Here is a 21,657-nt window from a genome sequence, read left to right on the forward strand (position 1 = left end):
TCCCATTGAATTAAAACAAAAGCCTTTTTACAACATTACTATTACATATCCCAAACCAAGGCAGATGCACCCAAAATGGCAGCATCTGATTCGTTAAGGTGACTCACCAAAATTTTTACTTTGTTTTGGAATACCTGAATCAGGTTTTCTTCCATATGTTTTTTAGTAGGGCTTAAAATTAAATCGCCGGCTTTGGTAAGTCCACCGAACAATATAATCGCTTCAGGGCTGGAGAACATAATGAAATTTGCCAATGCCATTCCTAAAATTTTACCGGTAAATTCAAAAATTTCCTGAGCCAATCTATCACCTGCAATAGCGGCTTCATAAACTTTTTTAGAATCTATTTTTTCTTTCGGAATTTTTCTTAAAACACTTTCTCTTTTACTATTGGCCAACAATTCATGTGCAGTGGTAGTAACGCCGGTGGCTGATGCATAACTTTCCAAAGACCCCTTTTTGCCGGTACCCGGATGGTATCTGCCATCGGGAATGATGGTGGTATGACCTAATTCACCTGCAAAACCATCGTGACCATAAATGAGTTTACCATTGGCCACAATACCACTGCCCACACCGGTACCCAAAGTAATCATAATAAAATCTTTCATTCCTTTGGCAGCGCCATACATCATTTCGCCTAACGCAGCAGCATTGGCGTCGTTGGTTAATACTACCGGCAACTTAAATTCATCCTGAACCAATTTTGCCATTGGCAAAATACCTTTCCAGGGTAAATTAGGCGCATATTCTACTGTGCCGGTGTAATAGTTGCCATTAGGAGCACCTACACCAATACCTTTAATACGGCCAATGCCTCCTGCTTTTTCAATAAGCGGAGCTAAATTTTGTTGCAGGTCTGCAATAAAAGTTTCAATTTCAGTGTGTTTCTTTGTGCTGATTTCTGATGAAAACAAAACATTTCCCAAACGGTCAACAATACCAAATTTAGTTCCGGTACCGCCAATATCTATACCAATGGCCAATGAATCAAGTGTGGAAGTTGAGGTTGACATGAATAATACTTTTGAAAAATTATAATTATAGATTAATGACCTGATGCCACTTGTGAATCAAAGTCTAATCCCTGTGCTTTTAAAACAGATTTTAATTTAATAGCCAAAAATGCTAATGCAGCAAAACAGCATGCGGCAACAATATAGGAAGGATGCATACCAAAGGCATCACCCAATGCCCCTTGAAATGGAGGAATGACCGCTCCCCCTAAAATCATCATAATTAAAAAGGCAGAACCCTGGCTGGTATATTTGCCCAATCCGGCAACACCCAGCGAAAAAATACAAGGCCACATAATCGAACAACACAATCCGCCAAATATAATGGCATACACAGATACAATGCCTGATAATGTAGTGCCAATAATCATAGAAATGGTTCCTAATACTGCCAGTGTTAATAAGGTTTTTGCAGGTTTTTCCTGTCCGTAAAAAAATGCGGCAATGGCAATAACTATACAAATAGTATAGGGTAATAATTCCATAATATCATTTCCATATAAATGGTTTACAAACAACACAACGCCAAATGCAATAAAGGGTACAACAATTGTGGCAATTTTTTTACCCATGTTCGATAAATTAAATACCCCAATAGCACCTGTCCATCTTCCAATCATTAAACTACCCCAGTATAACGAAACAAATTTTGAAATTTTACTTTCATCTAAACCAATTTGTGTTAAGTAACCCGGGGTTTTTAATAAAGCACCAAAATTATTATCAATAGTAACTTCTGTTCCTACATATATAAAAATTCCTATCATGCCATATACCAATTGCGGATATTTCATGGCGCCCCATCCTTCATTATTTTTTATGGCTTTGTTGTTTGAATAAAATAAGGTAAAGAAAACAACGAATAAGGTTACAATCAGTAATGGTAATTTTTCAATGTTGGTTAACTGCCCTACAATAATGATGGCAATAATTAATCCGGTAAGAATCATTAAAGATTTAGATGCATTTTTTGAAGCTTCAAACTTTGCTTCATTTTTGCCGTCGGGTAATTTTTTTGAAAGTGCAAAAAATAGTGCCACTGCTAAAAATACGCCGGCTACTATTAAATATAAATTATTGATATTGGTTACAGTTACATTCTCAATGGCTGTTCCAACTGAGCCAAACAGAAAAAAGCTGACAATAATGGGGCCCAGTGTGGTTCCAAAAGAGTTGACACCACCGGTAAGATTTAAGCGGTGCGAGCCTGTGGCCGGGTCACCCAATGCAATGGCGAAAGGCTGTGCTGCAGTTTGTTGCAATGAAAATCCTAAGGCCACTACAAAAAAAGAAACCAATATTGCAGGAAATGAGTTTGCATTGGCAGAAGGTATAATGGCCAATGCGCCTACAACGGAAATGAGTAGTCCGTAAATGATGCCTTTTTTATATCCAATCTTGTTTAAGATATCGTACCCCACCATGCTGGAGATAAGGTACAACAACAATGAGCCAATAAAATAAGCGCCATAAAACGATGAACCAATAAGCTGTGATTCAAATTGCGAAAGATGAAAATGACTTTTACAAAAAGGAATAAAAATGCTGTTAGAGGCAGCAATAAATCCCCAGAAAAAAAATACCAATGCCAATGAGGCCAGGGCACTTCCATTTGTTTTAATTTTTGGAGCGTCAGGTTGGTTCATAACAATCGTTAAATAAGTTTTTAAAAAATGGGTTGCTAATTATGGCTGTAAAGTAAGATACATTTTGTAATCCTTAAAAAATTAATTGAAAATATGCATTAGTATCTATTTCATTCTTAACTTCAAGCAGATAATTAATTGATTGCTATGGAAATAATTCATGTAAGTGCAGAATGCTATCCCGTTGCAAAGGCTGGTGGATTGGGCGATGTGGTTGGGGCATTGCCAAAATACCAAAATAAAGCCGGGCATCATGCCAAAGTGGTAATACCTATGCACCGTACCAAATTCTTATATGAAAACAGCTGGGAGGTTGATGCAAAAGGATATTTAGCCATTGGCGGACATTATTATAATTACACCATTATAAAGGAAGCTACCCATAAATTAGGTTTTGATTTATATTTAGTTGACATCAATGGTTTATTAGATCGAGATAAAATTTATGGTTATGATGATGACAGTTACCGTTATCTCGCCTTTCAAATTGCCATTTTAAACTGGTTGAGTTCCTGGGAACACCGGCCCGATATTATCCATTGCCACGACCACCATACCGGGCTTATTCCTTTTATGGTTAAAAATTGTTTTGATTATCGAAAACTCCAATCAGTGCCTACTATACTTACCATTCATAATGCACAATACCAGGGTTGGATGGGGTGGGACAAAAGCCATTGGTTACCTGCTTATGATAGTTGGAAATGGGGTGATTTAGATTGGAATAATACCATCAACCCATTGGCAAGTGGCATAAAATGTGCATGGAAAGTTACCACCGTAAGCTGGAGCTATTTAAATGAATTAAAATACAATAGTAATGGTTTGGAAGCCTTGTTTGAATATGAAAAAGGGAAATGTATTGGCATTTTAAATGGAATAGATAATGATGTTTGGAACCCCGATACCGATACCTATTTAAAACATCATTATAACGTAAAAACGGTTGATAAAGGAAAAGAAAAAAACAAACAGGCACTTTGTAAGCAATTTGGTTTAAATGAGGCAGTTCCATTGGTTATATTTATTGGAAGATTAGTAGGAGAAAAAGCCGCCGATATTTTGCCTGAAAGTATCAAGGTTATTTTACATGGTATGAAAGATTCAGTTGCTTTCTTAATTGTTGGTACCGGCGATACAGCCATTGAATGGCAGTTGAGTATGATGAATAATTTATATCCGGGATATTATCATGCAGTAATTGGCTATAATGAAGCCTTATCGCATGAAATGTATGCCGGTGGCGATTTTTTACTCATGCCCAGTAGGGTAGAGCCCTGTGGTTTAAACCAAATGTATGCCATGCGTTATGGTACTGTGCCCATGGTGCGCAGTACGGGTGGCTTGCAGGATACGGTAATTGATATGGGCGATTGGGAAGGATTTGGCATTCGTTTTAATCATGCCAGTATTCACGATATTTATTATTCTATAAGCCGTGCTGTAGGCGTGTATCAGGATAAAGTGCAACTATCGCTTATGCGCAAAACAATGATGAATATTGATCATAGTTGGGATAAAACTGTGAATGAATACATTATGGTATACCAATCTGTTTTGTAATGTTTTAGAATACTCAATTTTATATACATTCATCTAACCTTAAATATTGAATTTTATGTCAACGCTTAGTCAGTCTGTAGTAGCCGTTATTTTAGGAGGCGGTGCAGGTACCCGGTTATATCCACTCACTGCATCCCGCTCAAAACCTGCGGTACCTATTGCAGGAAAATATCGGTTGGTAGATATACCTATTAGTAATTGTATTAATTCCAATATCAACCGCATGTTTGTATTAACACAATTTAATTCAGCATCGTTGAATAAACATATCAAAAACACCTACCATTTTAGTGCTTTCAGTACAGGGTTTGTAGATATACTGGCTGCAGAACAAACACCCGATAATCCGGGATGGTTTCAGGGTACAGCCGATGCGGTACGCCAATCGCTACGCCATATTGATAATTTAGAATTTGATTACATATTAATTTTAAGTGGTGATCAATTATACCAAATGGATTTTGATGCCATGATTGCAGCGCATAAAGCCAAAGAAGCTGATATTACTATTGCTACCATTCCGGTTCCTGCACGAGAAGCATCAGAGTTTGGAATCATGAAAACCGATGAAACAAACTGTATTACTTCATTTATAGAAAAGCCGAAACCGGCATTATTGGGTGAATGGATTAGTGATACAGGGGCAGAGATGCAACAACAGGGGCGTGTTTATCTAGCCTCAATGGGTATTTATATTTTTAATAAGCAGGTGTTATACAATTTGTTGAAAGAAGTATATCCTGAAGCCACTGATTTTGGAAAAGAAATTATGCCACAATCTATTGCAAAATATAATGTTTTGAGTTTTCAGTATGATGGATATTGGACAGATATTGGAAATATTTATTCCTTTTTTGAAGCTAATTTGGCGCTTACAGAAGAAATTCCATTGTTTAATTTGTTCGACAATAGCAGAATTATTTATACCCGTGCCCGGATGTTGCCACCTGCAAAAATCAGTGGTACCACTTTAGAAAAAACCATTATTTCAGATGGCTCCATCATTTTAGCCAGTAGAATGGAAAAATGTGTGGTAGGTATTCGGGCTAGAATTGGGCATGGTTCAACTATTGTAAATGCGTACATAATGGGTAATGATTATTATGAAACCTTAGAAGTGATGGCAGAAAATGTTAGTAAAGGCATTCCGAAAATTGGTATTGGAGAAAGATGCTATATTAAAAATGCCATTATTGATAAAAACTGCCGTATTGGTAATGATGTACGCATAAATGGGGGTAGCCACTTAGATAATACGGATCATCCTTTATATACCATTAAAGATGGTATTGTGGTTGTAAAAAAAGGCGCCATTTTACCCGATGGTTTTGTAATATAATTGTATGTTTGAAAAACATCTTTTTAACAAGATGTTTTTTTGCTATTTTTATATTTGTGTAAAAAATACATATTAATTTAAACGATTGTCATGCCAAGTGCCCAGACCCCTGCTACTTCCAATTCTGTCTCCTCAAGCAAACCCCGATTGCGTTTTTGGCAAATATGGAATATCAGTTTCGGATTTTTAGGTGTACAAATTGGATATTCTTTGCAAAATGCCAATACCAGCCGCATACTTTCTGCTATTGGTGCCGATCCGCACCATTTAAGTTTGTTTTGGTTAGCCGCACCTTTAGCCGGTTTTTTTGTACAGCCGATAGTGGGCTTATCCAGCGATAAAACCTGGACTCGTTTGGGCCGAAGAATTCCATTTATTTTAGGTGGGGCTATTGTTTCGGCAATGGCGATGTTTTTTATGCCCAATTCTGAGCATTTTGCCGAATTGTTGCCGCCGCTCTTTTTTGGGGCTACCATGCTATTGTTAATGGATACTTCTTTTAATGTAACCATGCAGCCTTTTCGTGCATTGGTGAGTGATATGGTTTCTGAAAGCCAACGTAACGAGGGTTATGCTATCCAAAGCTTTTTAATTAATGCAGGTGCTGTTCTTGGATCGTTGCTTCCTTTTATTTTAACTACATTAGGCGTTGCCAATGAGCCGGGCCCCGGACAGAAAGTGGCCCCTACCGTTATCTGGTCGTTTTATTTTGGTGGCGGTGCATTGTTGTTAAGTGTTTTATGGACATCGCTTCGTACAAAAGAATATCCTCCTGCAGAATATGCCCAATACAACAATATTGATGAAAATGAAAATAAAGAAAAAGTTAGTTTTCTAACCTTAATTAAAAACATTCCGGCTACCATGTTGCAATTGGCTGTAACGCAATTCTTTTCCTGGTTTTCGCTTTTTTTAATGTGGGTGTACACTACACAGGGTATTGCACAACATATCTGGCAAACCACTAATCCGGAATCGAAGGAATACAATGAAGCCGGAAACTGGACAGGTGTAATTTTTGCAGCCTACAGTGTATTTGCTGCTTTATACTCGCTGATACTCACTCCATTGGCGAACCGCTTTGGCAGAAAAAATACTTACATGCTTTCATTAATGGCCGGTGGAATTGGTTTAATATCTATGATGTTTATAACCGATAAGTATTGGCTTTTACTGCCTATGTTGGGTGTAGGCATTGCATGGGCTGCTATTTTGGCTTTGCCTTATGCAATTTTATCTGCTTCATTACCTGCCAGACAAACCGGTGTTTACATGGGAATTTTTAATGTTACCATTACTGTGCCGCAAATTGCTGCCGGCTTATTGGGTGGTATTGCACTTACAGCGTTGGGAGAAAAACCCATCCATGTAATTGGACTGGCAGGTGTTTCTATGATATTGGCCGGCATCTTCGCAAAAACTGTCATTAAAACAACAAATTCCTGATTGATTTTAAAATTATACTGTTATGCTCAAAAACAATTTATGGTATTTCGTTCTCTTCGTTCTATTTGTTCCTTCAGTAGTCTGCGCACAGGATGCAGCTGTTTATCCATCCAACTGGTGGGTAGGCATGCAGCAGCATCAAATTCAATTGCTCATTAAAAGTGCTACGCCCGATGCCATTGCAACCGGTCAAATTCAAATCAATTATCCGGGTGTACAATTGTTGAAAGTACATCCATTAGATAATAAAACATATGTAGCAGTTGATATTAATATTACCGAAGCAGCTAAACCCGGTATGGTACCTATCGTTTTTTGGGCGGGCAATTCAAAACAAACGCTTCAATGGCCATTGTATGCCAGAAGAAAGGGTAACGGTACACAGTTTGCGCAAGGTGTAAATGCCGCCGATTTTATTTATCTGGCTATACCAGACCGTTTTAGTAATGGCGATACCACCAATGACCGAATTCCGGGCATGCGCGACCAATCATTGAATCGCGATTCTATTTATTTAAGGCATGGTGGCGACTTTCAGGGAATCATCAACCATTTGGATTATTTAAAAAATATAGGAGTAACTGCATTATGGCTTACACCGGTTATTGAAAATGATGAACCTAACAGAACCGAGCATGGTTATGCTTTTACCAATCATTATAAAATAGAACCCAGATTAGGTGGAGAAAAAATGTACCTTAAACTGAGTGATGAACTACACAAACGAGGTATGAAATTAATTCAGGATGCAGTGTACAACCATGTTGGCAGTAAAAACATCTTTTTCTTAGATCCACCAACTAAAGACTGGTTTCATCAATGGCCAAAATTTACCCAAACATCGTATAAAGATCAACCATTATACGATCCTTATGCAGCTGCTATCGATAAAAAAATTACCAGCGATGGATGGTTTACAGAAAAAATGCCCGATTTAAATCAAAACAATCCTTATGTAGCCAATTTCTTAATTCAACATGCCATTTGGAGTGTTGAAAAATTTGGCGTTGATGGCTGGCGGATTGACACTTACATTTATAATGATTTAAATTTCATGAACCGTTGTAATGCAGCTTTGGAAAAAGAATTTCCAAAAATTACCATGTTTGGCGAAACATGGGTGCATGGGGTATCCAGTCAGGCCTATTTTGTTGATAATAAAATTCAAATACCTTTTAAAAGTAATTTACAGGGTGCAACCGATTTTCAAATGTTATTTGATGGTATTTTACCCGCAGTGAATCAGCCTTTTGGCTGGACGGAAGGTGTAAACCGATTGTACAGCACACTGGCAAAAGATTTTTTATATACAAACCCCATGCGGAATGTGATTTTTTTAGACAATCATGATTTGTCCCGTTTTTTTTCAGTAGTGAAAGAAGATGTTGCCAAACAAAAAATGGGTATTGCCTGGTTGTTAACCTGCCGGGGAATACCGGAAATGTATTATGGTACTGAAGTACTCATGAAAGGATTTACCAATCCGGATGGATGGGTGCGTTTAGATTTCCCGGGTGGATGGAAAGGAGATAAGAAGAATGCATTTACCGGAGAAGGACTTTCAAAAGAGGAATTAGAGGTACAGCAATATACCAGAACGCTGGCAAATTTCAGGAAAACATCACCTGCAATAACATCAGGTAAGTTAATGCAATATGTGCCGAAAGATGGGTTATATGTGTACTTCAGATATACACCCAACCAAACCATTATGTGTGTAATGAATACCAATGAAAAATCTCAAAAAATAAAATTCAGTAATTATGCGGAACGCACGGCGGGTTTTACAAAAGGGATTGATGTAACAAATGGTAGTACTGTTGAAAGTAATTTTGAAGTAATGCCAAAAACTTTGATGGTTATTGAATTGAAAAAATAATTCATGATTTTTTTCCAATCATTGCCCGGAAGCAAAAATTGCTTGCGGGCAATTTTATAATAATGCATTCCAAACATATTTAGGGCCTGATTTTCCCCAGTCACTCATCCCTTTATTCAGATCCTTTTGCAGGTTCAGCCAATTGGTTATTTTACCTTTTAATTTAGGTTCAGCAATACTGCCAGCAGGTTCAGTTAATTCTAATTTAGTGGCAAACCAGGTAGTATACAATCGTGGTATGGCTAAGCCTAAAATTAAACCTGGTAATCCGCTAAAACTTTCCGGGCCACTGCTCACCGGAATTTGATCGGTATAAAATGCAACAACATATACTGAATCGCAAATTTTAGTAACCGCTTTTTTACATTCAAATCCGGCAATATCTCTGGTTTCGCCGGTAATACGCCATTCTAATTGTCGTAGTGTATCTTGTAAAAAATAGGTCTGTTCAAAAACATCGCGCTGCATATCTATTCTGTTTTTGGATAAATCTTTCCATATCTTATCATTCTCAGAGGGCTTCATGCCAAAAATATATTTGGTATCATCATTTTCTTTTATGAGTTGGAATAGGCTATAATTTTTATTAAAGTTTAGTACATAATCGTTCACCACTATTTTAGGCATATTTTTTTTCATCAGCTGTGCCCATTCATTATCATTATCCATATCTAATAGCTGGTATTGGTTTACCCGTTTTTCATAATATATTTTTCCTGCATATATAAAATTGACTTGTGCAGATACCTGTATTGCCAATAGCAGGAGTATAAAAAAAGAAAGGATGTTTTTCATAAATATTTTCGTCTGGTTATTTTTATTGTTGATTCAATACAGTTGATGCAACCTATTTTTTTACTGAGCGGGTTTACCATTTTTATTAAAATTATAAGCAAGACTCAGCAAAAAATATCGTTGAATAGTTTGTTGCGTGGTCTGCGCAATAAAGTTACTGCTGATATTTCTGTTGATACCTTTATTTTGATTCAGCAAATCATTCACAGAAAATTTTAGCTCCCAGTTATCATTTTTGGTAAATGTTTTTTTGAGGGATGCGTTTACCAGATACACATCTGCATTGCCGGTAAACACACTTGTTTTTTGATAGATGGTGATATTACTGTTTGCTTCAAAATATAACTTAGCCGGTAGTTTGGCAGTGAAGTTAATGTATGGTGTGTATGTCCAGTAACGGGTAATAATGTTAGGGCTGATGGATGAACGGGAATAGTTCCTGGTAAAATCGGCATTTACATAAAAATTTACTTTCTTAGCGCTCCATCTGCCAAAATAAACCCCAATATTTATATTTCGGTTGTCGTTAATATTTTTTTCACCGTTAATAAAATTGATATACCGATTTATGCCCGGTGTACTGCTGAATCCGGCAATCCATGTAGGTACTATTTCAAAACTATAGAACATAAAAATATTGCCACTATAGTTTCCGTTTACATTTACCGCCTGATTCACTCTTCGGCCTGAACTATCTACCACACTTGATGAGCTGATGGCATTGTTTGTTAAATTAAAATTTCCACTAATGTAAATATTTCTGCTTTTTAAAACTTTAAAATCTGATACTGATAATTGAAAGCGATGATTGAATTCCTGTTTTAAATTGGGGTTGCCAATATTAATATTTAAAGGATCGGTATTGTCAACGAATGGCTGAATTTGAATCAGGGTAGGGTTTCGGATAGAACCCGTATAGGTTAAACTTATTTTTCTTTGTGCTTTAGGAGTAAAGTTGATGGCCGCTGTGGGCAAAAAATTGGTGAACTGAATAGTACGATGGGTATTTTGCAATATATCATTTAAATTGAATGTAGTTATACCTATACCGGAACCTGCAAAAAAATTAAATTTCTTTGCATTGTACCGGAAAGTGGCGCCGCCAGACTGGCTATTGATGTTGTATTTAAAATGATTGGTCAGCGAATCAACACCAATATCATATTTCCCATTAATACTATCTTTTGCAAAGGTGTTTCTTTGCGCATCATTACCTGAAAAGCCAAAACGATAATTGAGTTCTAAAAATGTTTTTTTCCATAATGGTTCTGTGTACACCAATTTACCATCTACCCCGGAAAGATTTTCATTGTTGGTTTTATACTGATCAATATTTTGTGCCGTTGATAAAAAACCGGTTTTGTCATAAAAGCTGTTTTGTGCTATTAAAAAGCCGGTATTATTTCTGCCTGAAAAATTGAGATTTCCATTAAAAGAGATGGTACGTCCAGCTTTTTTAAATTTTTTTCGCCAGAAAAAATTACTTAAAAAATTATTTTCAGTACCATCTAATGTAGTGGTTCTATCGGTTTGATTGATAATTTGTCCTTCCTGGCTAATTGACTGGCCGGTGTACAGGTTATTGTCGTTCTTTTTAATCTGCGAACCCGTTAATGTAACTTTTAATGAACTGGTTGAATCTATCTGCCATTCATACACAGCATTCATCCGATGCCTTTGCCGGGTGTTGTCGGCATTTTGTTGCACTTTATTAATAAAAGTAGTATCAGGTAAAATATACTGTGTAATGGAATTGGTTTGACCAATGATATTTAAATGATTGAACTGATAAGTGCCATTAATGTTTTGTTTGTCTTCATTCCATTTATTTCCATAAGTAGCACCTGCAGAGGTTGAATTAGGCAAGCCGGAGCCGTTGCTAAACTCATCACTCATTTGGCTAATCCAAATACTGCCATCATCCTGCACATCGGTAGTTCTGTTTAAGTCATTACCATAATTACTTTTTTCGTTCCAGTTTAATGATTCGTAACGTGTGTTATCATTGGTAACATAAGCTGCAAATTTTCGTTTCTTTTGAAAGGAGTTCACCATGGCTTTTTCATAATGATATTGCGTGGCATCGCTTCCGGCTTCTACTTTTCCAAAATAGCCTTTCTTTTTATCTTCTTTTAAAGTTAAATTAATGGTTTTGGTTTTTTCTCCATCATCAATACCCGAAAAAACGGCTTGTTCACTTTTTTTATCGTAAACCTGCACTTTGTCTACATAATCTGCTCTTAAATTTTGTGTTACAACTGCAGGGTCATCACTAAAAAACTCTTCCCCATCCACCAATACTTTTCTAACCCGTTCACCTTGTGCCGTTATTTCACCCTTGGCATTTACCTGAATGCCGGGTAATCGTTTTAAAAGATCTTGTACATTCGCGTTGGGGCCGGTATGAAAACTATCCGCCTTAAATTCGGTAGTATCACCTTTTATTTTTATGGCAGCAACCCGTTGTTGCACAATCACTTCCTGCAGTAAATGGGCTTTTGTTTCTAAATAAATATTGCCTAAATCAATAAGGATTTGTCCCGGTTTTATAAACAGTGTATCAATAAAATCAGCATAATTCGGATACGACACCATTACAATACTTTTTACGGCAGGTATTGCATTCATTTCAAAGCTTCCATTTTTATGTGTACGGGTAAAATGCAGTAAAACAGAATCATTGGCTCTTAAAACTGCAACAACTGCATTGGATAATGTGATATGTGCAGTAGTATCGGAAATAGTTCCTTTAATACGGATGGTTTGTGCAGCCGAATGCAATGAAACAAATAGCAAAATGGATATTGGCAAAAATTTTCTCATAAGCACTGTTCATGTTAATAACTTCAATTCATTTTAAAAGCATAAATTGTAGTCCGGAATATGCAGGTTAAACAAAGGTTAGTTATTTTTAATATTCGACAAAATAAGTAATATGTCTAATTCTACAAAAAAAAATATTAAAAATGGAGGCAATAACCAAAATTTGGTTGGTGTTGTTGCTTTAAAAGCCGGATTAATGCCACCCTATGAAACGGTTCAATTCGTTGATACACAGCGTTCAGTGTGGAATTATTCACTTTTTACAGAAGATGATATTGTCAATTTTCAACAGGGAACACATTATTGTTTATATCATTTATTCGGCAATAAACAAATTGAAGTATCCGGTACAAAGGGTACTTATTTTGCTGTTTGGGCACCTAATGCAACGTATGTTAGTGTAATTGGATATTTTAATCAGTGGGATAAAACAGCGCATCCTTTAATGGTACGGTTAGATCATTCCGGTATTTGGGAGGGGTTTATACCACATGTGGAAGCGGGCGAAGCCTATAAATACCACATCATTGGTTACCAGAGTTTAGCTTTAGATAAAGGAGATCCGTTTGCGCATTATTGGGAAAAAAGGCCATTTACAGCATCTATTGCCTGGCAAACCGATTATAATTGGGGGGATGCTGAATGGATGAAAAACAGAAATGAAAAAAACAGTTTATCTGCACCCATATCTGTATACGAAATGCATTTGGCCAGTTGGATGCGTCCCGATAAAAACAATGAAGAAATATACAATTCTTATGATCAAATTGCAGAACGTTTGGTGCCGTATTTAAAAGAAATGGGGTTTACACATGTTGAGTTTATGCCTGTTATGGAACATCCATTTGATGGAAGCTGGGGGTATCAGGGTACCGGTTATTTTGCACCTACTTCACGCTTTGGCAACCCGCAGGAGTTTGCCCATTTAATTGACGCATTGCATCAGGCAGGTATTGGTGTTTTTTTAGATTGGGTACCTTCTCATTTTCCTTATGATGCACATGGTCTGTTTTTGTTTGATGGAACACATACCTATGAGTATGCAGACATGCGCAAAGGTTATCATCCCGATTGGAGCTCCTATATCTTTAATTACAAACGTGGTGAAGTAAAAAGTTTTTTGATTAGTAATGCCAGATTTTGGTGTGATGCATTTCATGCAGATGGCTTACGTGTTGATGCGGTAAGTTCCATTCTTCGATTGGATTACAGTAGAAACGAAGGTCAATGGGAACCCAATGAATTTGGAGGAAATGGTAATATAGAAGCCATTGCCTTTGTAAAAGATTTAAATGAAACATTGTATCGTGATTTTCCGGATATTCAAACCATTGCCGAAGAGGCAACAGACTGGCCAAAAATCAGCAAACCAACCTTTGAAGGGGGTTTGGGATTTGGAATGAAATGGATGATGGGATGGATGCACGATACTTTAGACTATTTTAAAGTTGATCCTATTTTTAGATCTGCACTACAGGATAAATTTACATTCAGCATGATGTATTTTTATGACGAAAATTTTATGCTTCCTCTTAGTCACGATGAAGTGGTGCATGGCAAAAGCCCCATGATTTATAAAATGCCGGGCGATGAATGGCAAAAATTTGCCAACCTAAGAGTACTCTATGTATACATGTTTACCCATCCCGGTGCGAAATTATTATTTATGGGCAATGAATTTGGCGTAACCAATGAATGGAACTATAAAAGTGAATTGCAATGGGAATTGTTACAATATGCGCCTCATCTGGGTTTGCAAAAATGTGTACAGCAGCTCAATCAATTATACAAAACAGAACCTGCCTTGTATGAATTACAATTTTCATCTGAAGGGTTTGAGTGGGTTGATTTAAATCACAGGTCAGAATGTATCATGGCTTTTAAACGAAAAGGAAAAAAGGCTGCTGATGATTTGCTGATTCTACTCAATATGACGCCGGTGGTGCATCATAACTGGGAAGTACATGTATATGGCAAACAAGCATGGAAAGAAATTTTTAATAGTGATAATAAAGCATTTTATGGCACCGGCGATATACAAAATACAAGTATTGTAGGCGAAAAAGTGTATATAGATGAAGAATGGTATCGTATAAAAGTACATTTACCGGCACTTTCTGCCATAGTGTTAAAATAACCTTGACTGAATCCTCAAAAGCAATCAATTCAATCGTTTTTTAACAGGATTTGTGCAGTGAATTGAAAATTAAATAAGTATTTTTCCGGCTTTTATTAAGGTGCAACTTTACACATCCGGCAATTTTTTATATGGATATTGAATTATTAAACTGGCTCAACCACCATCGTATTGTATGGCTTGATCCTATCATACATTTTATTACGAACACTGCTTATGTATTTGCAATAGCAGTTCCTGTTATTATGCTGATTGTTGGCTATTGGCAAAAAAATAAATTCATTCAATTCAGAGCGTGGTTTATTTTGTTTGCAATGTTGCTGGCTGAAATTGTTTCCACTATTTTAAAATTTTCCATTAACCGAACCAGGCCTTTTAAAGTGTATCCTTTTATTGAAAAGTTAACGGCCGGAGGAAGCCCATCTTTTCCCTCAGGCCATACAACCGATGCTTTTGTAATTTGTGTCAGTATTATTGTGGTGTATCATAAATGGCAATACACCATTCCTGTTTTAATTTGGGCAATGTTGGTGGGTTATTCAAGAATGGCACTGGGTGTACATTATCCTACCGATGTTTTAGGTGGCATTATAATTGGTGCTGCTGCTCCGCTTGTTTTAAAATATGCGGTACCTCGTTACAAAGCGCAATTTAAATATTAGTTATGTTAGAATATTTGGAACAATTAGACCGAAAAATATTGTTATTTGTAAATGGACACCATAATGCTTTTTTTGATGGGTTTATGTACTGGTGTAGCGGGCAATACTCCTGGTTACCATTTTATGTATTGCTATTGTTACTCATCATTTCAAAATTGAAGAAAAAGGCCATACCTTTTGTATTACTAGTGGCAGTATTGCTCACTATCAGCGATCAAATGGCATCTTCTGTTTTCAAACCCATATTTCACCGTTTCAGGCCCAGCCATGAACCGGGATTAGAAAATTTGTTGCATTATGTAAATAATTACAGAGGTGGTATGTATGGTTTTGTTTCCTCACATGCAGCCAATACATTTTCACTGGCTTTTTATTTTTTCTTTTCAATAAAAAAACAAATGCCCAAACTTACACTCATCCTGTTTTTATGGGCTGCATTGGTATCGTACAGCCGGATATATTTAGGTGTACACTATCCCAGCGATGTGGTAGTTCCCATATTCATAGCCGTAGCCAATGGTTTTATTATTTCCCGATTGTATTTATGGATTGAAAAACGTTATTTTACAACCACACCAATGGTTTAATTCAATAGAAATTAACCCCTGCAATTTCTGAAATTTATACCGGTACTTGTGGTATATTCAGAATAGAAACAAATAATAAATTATAAAGCTTTTCAGCCAAATAAGCATCAGATGATACAGGTACCGGTGTGTTTGGGCAAAACAATACGAAAAGTGGTGCCTTTACCCGGCTGACTGTTTAAAACAAAAATTTTGCCCTGATGGTATTGTTCAATAATTCGTTTGGTTAGGGTTAAACCAAGTCCCCATCCTCTTTTTTTGGTAGTAAATCCAGGCTTAAAAACAGCAGGCAAATTTTTTCTGCTAATACCTTTTCCGGTATCACTCACGTCAATCAAAACCTGTTCATGTGCTGTTTTTAATTGAATGGTAATTTTTCCTTTTCCTTCCATAGCATCTAATGCATTTTTTAGCAGGTTTTCAATTGCCCAATCAAATAAAGCAGGCGATATATGGGTGATTGCAGGCGCTTCAGATATAATCATTTCAAATTGTATTTGTTTGCCAGAGCGTTTTTTGATATAATCAACCATCTGCTCAATTTTCAACACTAAATCGGTCGGTTCTAATGCCGGTATGCTGCCAATTTTTCCAAAGCGGTCTGTAATTAAAAGCAGCCTGTTCGCATCTTTATCAATTTCGTTCACTATTTTATCTGTGCCGGGTATTTCTTTCAGCATTTCAATCCAGCCTTGCAAACTGCTTACCGGCGTACCCAATTGGTGTGCAGTTTCTTTGGCCATGCCAATCCATAACTGATTTTGGTTGTTCTGATAGGCCGTTCTTTGCGCTACAATTAAAAATATAAGGAACAATCCCACAATCATCAATTGTACAATGGGGTAATATCTTACCTCGTTCAATAAATGCGATTCGCCATAATAAACAATATTTTTTTGTGTGGAATCTAACGGGTTTTTCCATTCAATAGGTGTATGCAATGCTTTAAATGTATTGATTTTTTTGTGCAAATAAGCCGGATTTTTGAGTTGAATGGAATCTAAATTTCTACTATCCAATAAAACGCCTTTTTCTGTAACAACAATAATGGGAATATCCTGACTGTTTTCGGCTAATATCCGGCTACTTAAATTGGTGTCCGTTATAAGGTTAGAAGCATTGCTTTTAACCGCTTCGGCCCATTGCTCAATTTTAATTTGCTCTTCCTGTTTAATTTTATTGGCTAAGTAATTGGAATAGAAAATAGTGCCACTAATAATAAAAAGGGCAATAAGGGCAATGAGTGATTTCCAGTTTAGCCAGTATTGAATCATAAAGCAAATACGTATTAAAAATAGGCAAAATAAGCATATTTGTAATTTGCCTGCATAGCGTTGTTTTTCCGGTAATAACGCGTCAAACAACCTAAATTAACGAATTAACGGCTTAACCCTTAGTTTTGCAGCCTGTAAAACCCTAAAAAGAATGATTAGTGTTAGAAACATTACACTGGCTTATGGTAAGCGTGTTTTATTTGATGAAGTAAATGTAAATTTTGTTAAAGGAAATTGTTATGGTGTAATTGGCGCAAATGGCGCAGGAAAATCAACTTTTCTTAAAATTTTAAGTGGTGAAATAGAACCGAATAAGGGAACCGTTGATATTACTCCGGGTGAGCGGATGGCTGTTTTAAATCAGAATCAATTTGCTTTTGATGATTATACGGTTCTTGAAACCGTGTTAATGGGGTACAAACGTTTGTGGGATGTGATGCATGAACGGGATGCCCTTTATGCAAAAGAGGATTTTACGGAAGAAGATGGCATGAAGGCCGGTGAATTGGAAGCCGAATTTGGTGAAATGGGTGGTTATGAGGCCGAAAGCAATGCAGGAAGCCTTTTAAGTAGCCTTGGTGTTAGTGAAAATATACACCAAAGTTTAATGAAAGATATTCCAGGTACTTATAAAGTACGGGTTTTACTGGCACAGGCACTATTTGGTAACCCGGATATTTTGTTATTAGATGAGCCTACCAACGGGTTAGATATTGAAACAATTGGCTGGTTGGAAAATTTTTTAGCTGATTATGAAAATATTGTTTTGGTTGTTAGTCACGACCGGCACTTTTTAGATGCAGTTTGTACCCATGTAGCTGATGTTGACCGCGCTAAAATTAAAGTATTTACCGGTAATTACACTTTCTGGTACGAATCCTCTCAGTTAATGCTTCGCCAGATGAGTGATAAGAATAAAAAAGTGGAAGAAAAACGTGCTGCCTTACTTGATTTTATTGCCCGCTTTTCGGCCAATGCCAGTAAAAGTAAACAGGCTACTGCACGAAAAAAAGCATTAGAAAAATTAACTATTGAAGAAATTGAACCTTCCAACCGTAAATATCCCGGCATTATTTTTCAGCCCTTACGCGAGGTGGGTAATCAAATATTAAATGTTGAAAACCTTTCTGCGAAAATTGATGGCAACCTGCTTTTTTCAAAAGTGAATTTTACGGTAAACAAAGGAGATAAAATTGCTTTTTTTAGCAGAAATCCAATGGCTGTAACCCGTTTCTTTGAGATTATTAATGACCATTTAAAACCGGAAACAGGCAAATATGAGTGGGGTACCACCATAACCAAAGCTTATCTTCCATTAGAAAATAGTGAATTTTTTGAAGACGGGCTTACATTAATGGATTGGTTGCGCCAATTTGTACCGCCGCATGTTACCGATGCGGATGAGCCTTTTTTAAGAGGATTTTTAGGAAAAATGCTATTCAGCGGGGATGATATTATGAAGAAAACGAATGTTTTAAGTGGTGGTGAAAAAGTGAGGTGTATGATTAGTAGAATGATGTTGCAAAATCCGAATCTCATCATTTTAGATCAGCCTACCAATCATCTTGATTTGGAAAGTATTCAGAGCTTTAATGAAGGTTGTCAGAATTTTTCGGGAATTGTATTCATTACATCGCACGACCACACTTTTATGCAAACTGTTGCTAACAGAGTAATTGAGTTAACACCCAATGGTATTATTGACCGCCTTACCACATTTGATGATTATATGGAAGATGCACGTATTCACGATCTAAGGGAACAATTGTATAAATTGTAAAATGAACTGTATGCATGAAAAATGGCAGGAACTGCGCATTGCTATTGTTACAGGTACTTTTGCAGAAAATGTTTAGGATGTTATAAAACTCGTCTTATTTTCGTAAAATGAATGGTTTGGAAAATTTTCCAACAGTAGCAGTAGTAATTCTCAATTATAATGGTGCACATTATTTGCAGCAGTTCCTGCCTTCTGTATTGGCTTCTACCTATCCCAACAAAAGGATTATTGTTGCCGATAATGCTTCTACAGATCATTCTATCTCAATTGTACAAGCAAATTTTCCGCAGGTTGAAATTTTGATGAATCAACAAAACGATGGTTTTGCGGGAGGTTACAACTGGGCTTTACGCCAAATTGATGCTGCATATTATATTTTATTAAACTCAGATGTATCGGTTACACCGCAATGGATTGAACCGGTTATTGCATTAATGGAAGCAGATGATACGATTGCAGCCTGCCAACCCAAACTGTTATCTTATTATGCACCAGAACAATTTGAATATGCAGGTGCTTGTGGTGGATGGATGGATGCTTTAGGATATCCATTTGCAAGGGGTAGGGTTTTTGATAATATGGAAATCGATGCCGGTCAATACAACACCGTTACACCTATATTCTGGGCAAGTGGTGCTGCATTGTTTATTAAAAGCAAAGTGTTTCATGCTTTTAATGGTTTTACCGACTCGTTTTTTGCACATCAGGAAGAAATTGAATTATGTTGGCGCATACAACTGGCAGGGTATAAAATTTTTGCATGCCCGGAAAGTGTAGTATATCATGTTGGGGCAGGTACTTTGCAAAAGGGTGGGAGAAAAATTTATTTAAACTTTCGCAATAATTTAATGATGTTGGTAATGCATTTACCACCAAAAGAAAAATACTGGAAATTAACACTCCGCTTTTTTTTAGATGCATTATCTGCATGGAAAAGTTTGCTGAATGGCAATACTGCATTTTTTACTGCTGTTGCTCAGGCTCATTGGTATGTACTTAGGCATTTACATAACATAAAAGCACAAAATCAATTAAAAAAACCATTGAAGTCATTGCAAGGTGTATATTCGGGCAGTATAGTATGGCAGTATTTTTTTAAACACAAAAAAACCTTTGCAGAAATTGTTGAAAAGAAGCGCTCATAATTTAATCAGGTACCTTATTTTTGCACAGCAATTGAAACACTATGTTACAAGAAATGAATGAAAACGCCAAGAAAGATGTTACCCGCAACTGGGTAAGTACTTCCAGATTTTTATTTTACCTGCAGGTATTTTGTATTGTAGCCTTCTTTTTAGGAGGTTGTTATAAATTGTACCAAAAACGTTACAAGGGTAAACCGGATGTAGAAATTCAGGGTAGCACAAAATATACACCCGAATACAAATAATTTTTACAAAAAAATTTTGTTGGGAACATTAGATACCTAAATTTGCACTCCCAATAAATTAGTTCTTACAAAAATAAAAAGCGGAAGTAGCTCATTTGGTAGAGCACAACCTTGCCAAGGTTGGGGTGGCCGGTTCGAGCCCGGTCTTCCGCTCTGAAAAATATTCCATCGTTTTTTGGATGGAATTTTTTTTGGAAGCCCTGGTGGTGGAACTGGTAGACACGCAGGACTTAAAATCCTGTGGTCAGCAACGGCCGTGCGGGTTCAAGTCCCGCCTGGGGCACAAGAAAGTCGGTGATAATTTCTATCCCGACTTTTTTTATTGCTGCAATGCTTCTAAAATTTATTGGTGATACACGTATTTAAATCGCGCTACCAATTGGTTTTCTTTGTTTCTGCAAATATCCTCTTCTTTTAAACCTGCACTATTGTAACTGTAATTCCATACCAAATAACTATTATTGTTTGGAGAAATCTGTGTCATACTGCTTAACTGTCGCATTGAATTGTATTCAAACAAATAATCCGGTAATAATTTTCTGGCATTTCTGTTAAAACGAACAATATCTGTCAGCAAGTGCATATCGTTATAATAGTAATAATATGTTTCTATTAATCTTCCCATTCTAATCCATTTTTCCTCTGCTACATTGCCATGCTCATCATACGTAAAATGAACAAAAGTAGTATCTAAATTATTTTTAATTTTAATCATATCTGCCGGTGCACCACCAGATAAATAATGCCAGATATGTTTTTCTGTATTTTGGTAATGATAGATACTGTCTTTTGTAACAGATAGAATTTCGGTTATATTATTTTTTGCATCATAAGTATAGTTGGTAGTTGTTTCAATGTGGTTGGTACGTTCAATCGTATTGTTCACCAAATTGTTTTTATAATAGGTGATAAGCGTAGATTTTTCTCCGGTAGCATTTTGTGTACTGAGTATCATTTTAGTCCAATTATTTGTAAATAATTGTTGTAAAGCAAACCCTTTGGCCGGCTCATTATTTTCATCAAAGCTTTGTACATCTATACTTTTAATTTTTTGGTTTTTGATGTGTATATAGTTTTGGATACTTTGTTTGGCAGCTATAATATCGTTATAATAATATTGTGCATGTGCCCACTGGCAGCTCATGAATAGTATAATCAAACTGAAGTAATGCATGAATGTTTTTATATCAAATGTATATCTATATTATACAAACTCAAAAAAATGCAAAACTATGCACGCTTATAACCAATTTGTTGTGTACTTTTAATGAACCGTAAACATGCTCCTGTGTACTTGTTTGATATAGTTTTTTAGTGCGG

The 21,657-nt window shown here is 36.4% G+C and carries 16 protein-coding genes and 2 tRNA genes; 12 read left to right on the forward strand and 6 right to left on the reverse strand.

Annotated elements, in window-relative coordinates; genetic code table 11:
• Positions 1-41 precede the first annotated feature (41 nt).
• Both AC3QLY_RS11440 and AC3QLY_RS11445 read right to left on the reverse strand, forming a co-directional pair.
• Entirely contained in the window at positions 42-1,016 is a 975-nt protein-coding gene (locus tag AC3QLY_RS11440) for an ROK family protein (protein WP_074420457.1), read from the reverse strand.
• A gap of 32 nt (positions 1,017-1,048) precedes the next feature.
• Positions 1,049-2,662 carry an MFS transporter gene (locus AC3QLY_RS11445; protein WP_218330698.1) on the reverse strand — a complete coding sequence of 538 codons (1,614 nt, stop codon included), beginning with the start codon at positions 2,660-2,662 and terminating at the stop codon, positions 1,049-1,051.
• A gap of 147 nt (positions 2,663-2,809) precedes the next feature.
• Here AC3QLY_RS11445 and AC3QLY_RS11450 point away from each other — a divergent pair, with 147 nt between their 5' ends.
• The 4 genes from AC3QLY_RS11450 (at position 2,810) to AC3QLY_RS11465 (ending at position 8,889) form a co-directional block, all read left to right on the forward strand.
• Positions 2,810-4,225 (forward strand): glycogen synthase, encoded by a 1,416-nt coding sequence (locus AC3QLY_RS11450; RefSeq protein WP_492989750.1) that lies wholly within the window; start codon positions 2,810-2,812, stop codon positions 4,223-4,225.
• Between the two features lie 55 nt (positions 4,226-4,280).
• Complete coding sequence (locus tag AC3QLY_RS11455) at positions 4,281-5,564, forward strand: glucose-1-phosphate adenylyltransferase (RefSeq protein WP_074420454.1); 1,284 nt, start codon at positions 4,281-4,283, stop codon at positions 5,562-5,564.
• A gap of 90 nt (positions 5,565-5,654) precedes the next feature.
• Complete coding sequence (locus tag AC3QLY_RS11460) at positions 5,655-7,010, forward strand: SLC45 family MFS transporter (protein WP_218330696.1); 1,356 nt, start codon at positions 5,655-5,657, stop codon at positions 7,008-7,010.
• 22 nt (positions 7,011-7,032) lie between these two features.
• A complete protein-coding gene (locus AC3QLY_RS11465) occupies positions 7,033-8,889 on the forward strand; it encodes a glycoside hydrolase family 13 protein (protein WP_218330695.1) in 1,857 nt (618 codons plus the stop codon).
• Between the two features lie 54 nt (positions 8,890-8,943).
• Here the strand turns inward: AC3QLY_RS11465 and AC3QLY_RS11470 are convergent, their stop codons facing one another.
• Together AC3QLY_RS11470 and AC3QLY_RS11475 are read right to left on the reverse strand one after the other, a co-directional pair.
• Positions 8,944-9,684, reverse strand: a complete 741-nt coding sequence (locus tag AC3QLY_RS11470; protein WP_287100783.1) for a GLPGLI family protein — start codon at positions 9,682-9,684, stop codon at positions 8,944-8,946.
• Between the two features lie 60 nt (positions 9,685-9,744).
• Positions 9,745-12,507: an outer membrane beta-barrel family protein gene (locus AC3QLY_RS11475; protein WP_287100784.1), complete on the reverse strand. Its 2,763-nt coding sequence runs from the start codon at positions 12,505-12,507 to the stop codon at positions 9,745-9,747.
• Between the two features lie 112 nt (positions 12,508-12,619).
• Between AC3QLY_RS11475 and glgB the strand changes: the two genes are divergently transcribed.
• The 3 genes from glgB (at position 12,620) to AC3QLY_RS11490 (ending at position 15,893) form a co-directional block, all read left to right on the forward strand.
• On the forward strand, positions 12,620-14,644 hold the full coding sequence (gene glgB, locus AC3QLY_RS11480; protein ID WP_287100785.1) for a 1,4-alpha-glucan branching protein GlgB: 2,025 nt from the start codon (positions 12,620-12,622) through the stop codon (positions 14,642-14,644).
• 131 nt (positions 14,645-14,775) lie between these two features.
• Positions 14,776-15,306, forward strand: a complete 531-nt coding sequence (locus AC3QLY_RS11485) for a phosphatase PAP2 family protein (protein ID WP_074418414.1) — start codon at positions 14,776-14,778, stop codon at positions 15,304-15,306.
• Between the two features lie 2 nt (positions 15,307-15,308).
• Entirely contained in the window at positions 15,309-15,893 is a 585-nt protein-coding gene (locus AC3QLY_RS11490; protein WP_074418413.1) for a phosphatase PAP2 family protein, read from the forward strand.
• 107 nt (positions 15,894-16,000) lie between these two features.
• Here AC3QLY_RS11490 and AC3QLY_RS11495 read toward each other — a convergent pair whose 3' ends face one another.
• Positions 16,001-17,167, reverse strand: coding sequence for a sensor histidine kinase (locus AC3QLY_RS11495; protein ID WP_074418412.1), 1,167 nt, complete (start codon positions 17,165-17,167; stop codon positions 16,001-16,003).
• Positions 17,168-17,318: 151 nt separating this feature from the next.
• On the opposite strand from AC3QLY_RS11495, the gene AC3QLY_RS11500 reads away from it, so the two are divergent.
• The 5 genes from AC3QLY_RS11500 (at position 17,319) to AC3QLY_RS11520 (ending at position 20,620) form a co-directional block, all read left to right on the forward strand.
• A complete protein-coding gene (locus AC3QLY_RS11500) occupies positions 17,319-18,947 on the forward strand; it encodes an ABC-F family ATP-binding cassette domain-containing protein (RefSeq protein ID WP_074419479.1) in 1,629 nt (542 codons plus the stop codon).
• Between the two features lie 116 nt (positions 18,948-19,063).
• Positions 19,064-20,092: a glycosyltransferase gene (locus tag AC3QLY_RS11505; protein WP_245634902.1), complete on the forward strand. Its 1,029-nt coding sequence runs from the start codon at positions 19,064-19,066 to the stop codon at positions 20,090-20,092.
• A 41-nt stretch (positions 20,093-20,133) separates the two neighbouring features.
• Positions 20,134-20,337: a hypothetical protein gene (locus AC3QLY_RS11510; RefSeq protein ID WP_074418409.1), complete on the forward strand. Its 204-nt coding sequence runs from the start codon at positions 20,134-20,136 to the stop codon at positions 20,335-20,337.
• Positions 20,338-20,417: 80 nt separating this feature from the next.
• Positions 20,418-20,490, forward strand: a tRNA-Gly gene (locus AC3QLY_RS11515).
• 44 nt (positions 20,491-20,534) lie between these two features.
• Positions 20,535-20,620 (forward strand) — tRNA-Leu (locus AC3QLY_RS11520).
• Positions 20,621-20,680: 60 nt separating this feature from the next.
• On the opposite strand, the gene AC3QLY_RS11525 is transcribed toward AC3QLY_RS11520, so the two are convergent.
• On the reverse strand, positions 20,681-21,511 hold the full coding sequence (locus tag AC3QLY_RS11525) for a hypothetical protein (protein ID WP_141676805.1): 831 nt from the start codon (positions 21,509-21,511) through the stop codon (positions 20,681-20,683).
• Positions 21,512-21,657 lie beyond the last annotated feature (146 nt).

This window comes from Hydrotalea sp. GW822-HT8A01 (assembly GCF_058798575.1).